At 70.3% G+C, this 3,877-nt stretch carries 4 protein-coding genes and 1 pseudogene; 3 read left to right on the forward strand and 2 right to left on the reverse strand.

The window, feature by feature from the left end; translation table 11 throughout:
• Nucleotides 1–67 precede the first annotated feature (67 nt).
• Both AB0I10_RS40620 and AB0I10_RS40625 read left to right on the forward strand, forming a co-directional pair.
• A complete protein-coding gene (locus tag AB0I10_RS40620) occupies nt 68–1,285 on the forward strand; it encodes a DUF1015 domain-containing protein (RefSeq protein ID WP_363157765.1) in 1,218 nt (405 codons plus the stop codon).
• Between the two features lie 55 nt (nt 1,286–1,340).
• Nucleotides 1,341–2,102: a hypothetical protein gene (locus AB0I10_RS40625; RefSeq protein ID WP_363157766.1), complete on the forward strand. Its 762-nt coding sequence runs from the start codon at nt 1,341–1,343 to the stop codon at nt 2,100–2,102.
• A gap of 71 nt (nt 2,103–2,173) precedes the next feature.
• Here AB0I10_RS40625 and AB0I10_RS40630 read toward each other — a convergent pair.
• Together AB0I10_RS40630 and AB0I10_RS40635 are read right to left on the reverse strand one after the other, a co-directional pair.
• Nucleotides 2,174–2,795, reverse strand: a pseudogene (locus AB0I10_RS40630) (DUF305 domain-containing protein).
• Nucleotides 2,796–3,047: 252 nt separating this feature from the next.
• Nucleotides 3,048–3,569 (reverse strand): DUF4396 domain-containing protein, encoded by a 522-nt coding sequence (locus AB0I10_RS40635; RefSeq protein ID WP_363157767.1) that lies wholly within the window; start codon nt 3,567–3,569, stop codon nt 3,048–3,050.
• A 116-nt stretch (nt 3,570–3,685) separates the two neighbouring features.
• Here AB0I10_RS40635 and AB0I10_RS40640 point away from each other — a divergent pair.
• A partial coding sequence (locus AB0I10_RS40640) for a hypothetical protein (RefSeq protein WP_363157768.1) occupies nt 3,686–3,877 on the forward strand: 192 nt, incomplete at its 3' end.

Raw genomic sequence — 3,877 nt, forward strand, 5'->3', positions numbered from 1 at the left:
GGAGGGGCGGGCGAGTGTGCCCTCGTCCGCCCCTCCGGCTCACCGCGCCCACTTCCAGGAGCGATCGATGCCGACCCCTGCTCTGCCGGCCCCAACCGGCCTGCAATTGCGGCCCTTTCAGGCCGTGCGCTACGACCCGGCCCAGGCGGGCGATCTGTCCAACGTGATCTGCCCGCCGTACGACGACATCGGCCCGGCCCGTGCACGCTCCCTGCGCGTCCGGCCCCACCACATCGCCCGGCTGCTGTACAGCACGGAACCGCAGACGGCCTCTGGCCAGTTGGACCGCTGGCGACAGCGTGGCGTACTGGTCCGCGACACCCGACCCGCCCTCTACGTCTACCAGCAGCAGCACGGCACGCGGATCCTGCAACGGGGACTGATCGGTGAAGTGCATCTGCCCCGCGGTACCGCCGGCCCCGTGCTCCCCCATGAGGACGTACAACCCCATGTGGTCAGGCAACGCGCCGGATCCATGGCCGGTCTGCGCGCCCAGCTGGAACCGCTGCTGCTGACCTACCGGTCCACGGAATCGACGACAGCGCAGACCACCGATCAGGTCACCCGGCGTCCTCCGGTGGCCGTCGCCCGGACCGGCGCGATCACCCACACGCTGTGGGCCTGCACCGCCCCGGACGAACAAGCCCTCATCACTGCCGGTTTGTCACGATGCCGGGCGCTCATCGCGGACGGGCACCACCGCCACGCGGCCTGCCTTCAGTTGAGCGAAGGCGAGGATGCGAGTCCATGGCGGAGCAGCCTCGCCCTGCTGGTCGACTCCACCACCCATCCGCTGCGGTTGTCGGCGATCCACCGGGTGATACCGGGTCTGGAGCCTGACAAGGCCGTGGCGGCCGCCGCGGATGTGGCCCAGGTACGGCAGCTGCCCGGACCGCGCCTGCCCGAGCCCGGGGAACTGGTGCTCGCCGGAGCCGGCCGGGCCTGGGCGATCACCACTCCCGAACCGGAGGCCCTGCGCGAGGCACTGACCGGCCGACCGCCGCAATGGCATCAGCTGGCCGCAGCCGTCACCGACCACCTCCTCCTGGACCGTGCCTGGTCGGTGCCCGACCTGCCGGGTGCCGTGCACCATGTGCACGATGCGGATCAGGCTCTGGCCGCCGTCGCCGCACCGGACAACGGCACCGCGGTCCTGCTGCCCACGGTCACCGAGAACACGGTGTGGGACCTTGCCGGCGCCGGAGTGCTGCTGCCCCGCAAGACGACCTCGTTCGGCCCCAAACCCGCCGCCGGCCTGGTCCTGCGCGTACCCGACAAGCCCTAGCGGCCCCCTCCCCTCCGCCCGATCCCCCATCCGCGTCCCCGGAAGGCCCATCCCCTTGTCCCTGCCTCACCTCACCGAACGCCCCACGGCACCCATCACCGAGCCCGCACCGCCCTCCCGACCGGGCCGCGCCGCCCTGCGCAAGGCACACCGCGCCCACGCTGGCGGGGCGCTGCCGGGCCGCTACCTCGGCTACGTCGGCTACTTCGTCGGCGCGGGACTCATCAGCGGCGCCATCGTCCACCACCCCCTGGACCCGGCCCGCTACACGCGCATCGCCGGGTACGGCGTCCTGGTCTTCCTGGCCGCCACCGTCCTCAACGAAGTCATCCTCAAGCGGGACCGGCCCTCCTGGCCACGCATGCTCCTCGTGCTCGGCGCCTCACTGATGCTCTCCTTCGGCATCGGCATGCTCAGCGGCGGCCTCCAGCACTTCGAGGACTTCCCGGACCGGGCCGCCGTCCTGGTGCCACTCGGCCTCGCGCTGTCCTTCGTCGCCTACACCCTCAAAGAGGCGAGCACGCCCCTGCGACGGATCTTCAGTCTGTTCGGACTGGCCGTCCTGGTCACCTCGCTCATCGCCTTCGCGGGACTGCGCCAACTCGCCGCCGACATCGCTGAACAGCCCGCCGGCCACGGACACAGCCACGGCAGCGAACAAGAATCAAAGGAAGAACCAACCGAGGACGGCCACGGCGACACCAGCGACAGTCACGGCGACGAGGAAGGCCCCTCCACCGAACCCGTACCGCCGACCGCAACCCCCGCGACACCGGAGAAGCCCGGTGACACCGACGGCCACGATCACGCCCACTGACACCCTCTCCGCACCTGCTCCCGAAGGGACAGGCAGACAGGTACGGGCGCCTCCGCCCACGGTCAGGCCGGTCAGTCCGTGCCGAGCATCTTCCGCACCTGGGCGATCTCCGCGGACTGGGTGGTGACGATCTGGCCGGCGAGTTCCTCGGCGGGACCGTAGGCGCCCTGCCGCTGCTCTGTCCTGGCCATCTCGATCGCGCCCTGATGGTGACCGATCATCATGGTCAGGAACATGCGGTCGAACGCCTTGCCCGAGGCACCCTCCAACTCGTCCATCCGCCGGTCATCCCTCATCCCCGGCATCTCCGAGGCGTCCCCGTGATCCATACCGTCGTGGTCCATGCCTTCGGGGACCTTCTGGCCCCAGGCCCTCAGCCAGCCGGACATGGTCTCGACCTCCGGATCCTGCGCCTTCTTGCATCTTCTCGGCGAGCTTCTTGACGTCGCCGGAGGAGGCGCGGGACTCGGCCATCTCGGCCATCGCGACGGCCTGCCGGTGGTGCGGGATCATCCCTTGGGCGAACGTGACGTCAGCCTGGTTGTGCTTACCTGCCGGCGCCGAGGCGGTGGCGGTGGGAGTGGCCCCGGCACCGCCGTTGCCGTCGTCACCGCAGGCGGCCAGCGCCAGCGCGGCGGCCGCTGCGGCAGCGGCCAGAGCACTGCGGCGTACCAGGAAGCGGTTTGCGGGCATGGTTCGCGAAACTCCTGAATCGGCGGGGTCTGGGCATGCCGCTGCGGCCACGAGACCCGTACGGGGTCGCGGCCGCAGCGGCGTTGCCTATGTCCACAGGAGCGTGGGCCGCGCGGTGAGCAGGGGCGGCCTCGTGCTGATCCGCCGCATCCGCTGCGGGGACGTAGTCGCCTCGCGAAAGATCACGTGGCTCATCGTGAGCACGGCTGACCGCTCTGCGCGGGAGGCGCGGGGGGCGGAGCGTGCGGTGCCTCAGTGGTAAGCGTGGACGACGGCGTGGCCCTTGCCGCGGCCGATCATCCACTTGTTGACGGGCGTGGTGATCAGGAACGCGACGGCGAACCCGCCGAGCAGCGCCGCCCAGAACAGTCCGTCCGAGAGGTGTGCGTCCATGGCGCCCGGCACGATGGCGATGATGCCGTTGTCGACCAGCTCCATGACGGCGATGGATACGGTGTCGGCGGCCAGCGCGACCTTGATCGCGGTCTTGAAGTCCAGCCCCGCCCGACGGACGGCGAACAGGGTCAAGGAATAGCCGAAGACGAACGCGAGCGCGATCGCCAGGACCATCGTCTGTACGTTTCCCCACAGCAGCGCGGTGCCGATGACCATGCCGAGGATCTCGCCGATGGCGCACCCGGTCAGGCAGTGCAGAGTCGCCTTGGCCGCGGTTACCCAGGACGCGCCCGCATGTGCATGCCCTATGTGACCGGGGTGGTCCTCGTGGGCGGCGTGATCGTGCGCGGCGCCGGCGTGGTGAGCGGTGTGGTCCATGACCTGTCATCCCCATTCCCGTCCGGTGTGACCCCGTTCCTGGGCCCTCACAACACACAACGATATACCCCCCAGGGGTATTCCCGATAGCCCAGGCGGTCGGTCAGAAAAGCACCGTGCAGATGCGGCCCCGGCGACGGCGGCGCGTCGCGGGCAGCGGACCCGCGGCCCGGCAGGGGCTCCCCGACGCCCAGTCCAGCGTCGGCACTCAGCCATGCAGCCGTGGTCAGTCGACCATTGAGGCAGTGTCGGTGTTCAAACCACAGGGAAGGACCCCCTACGGGCTGCGCAAGCAGCGGGAAGCCCGC

This window comes from Streptomyces sp. NPDC050636 (assembly GCF_040654775.1).
GTDB lineage: Bacteria > Actinomycetota > Actinomycetes > Streptomycetales > Streptomycetaceae > Streptomyces.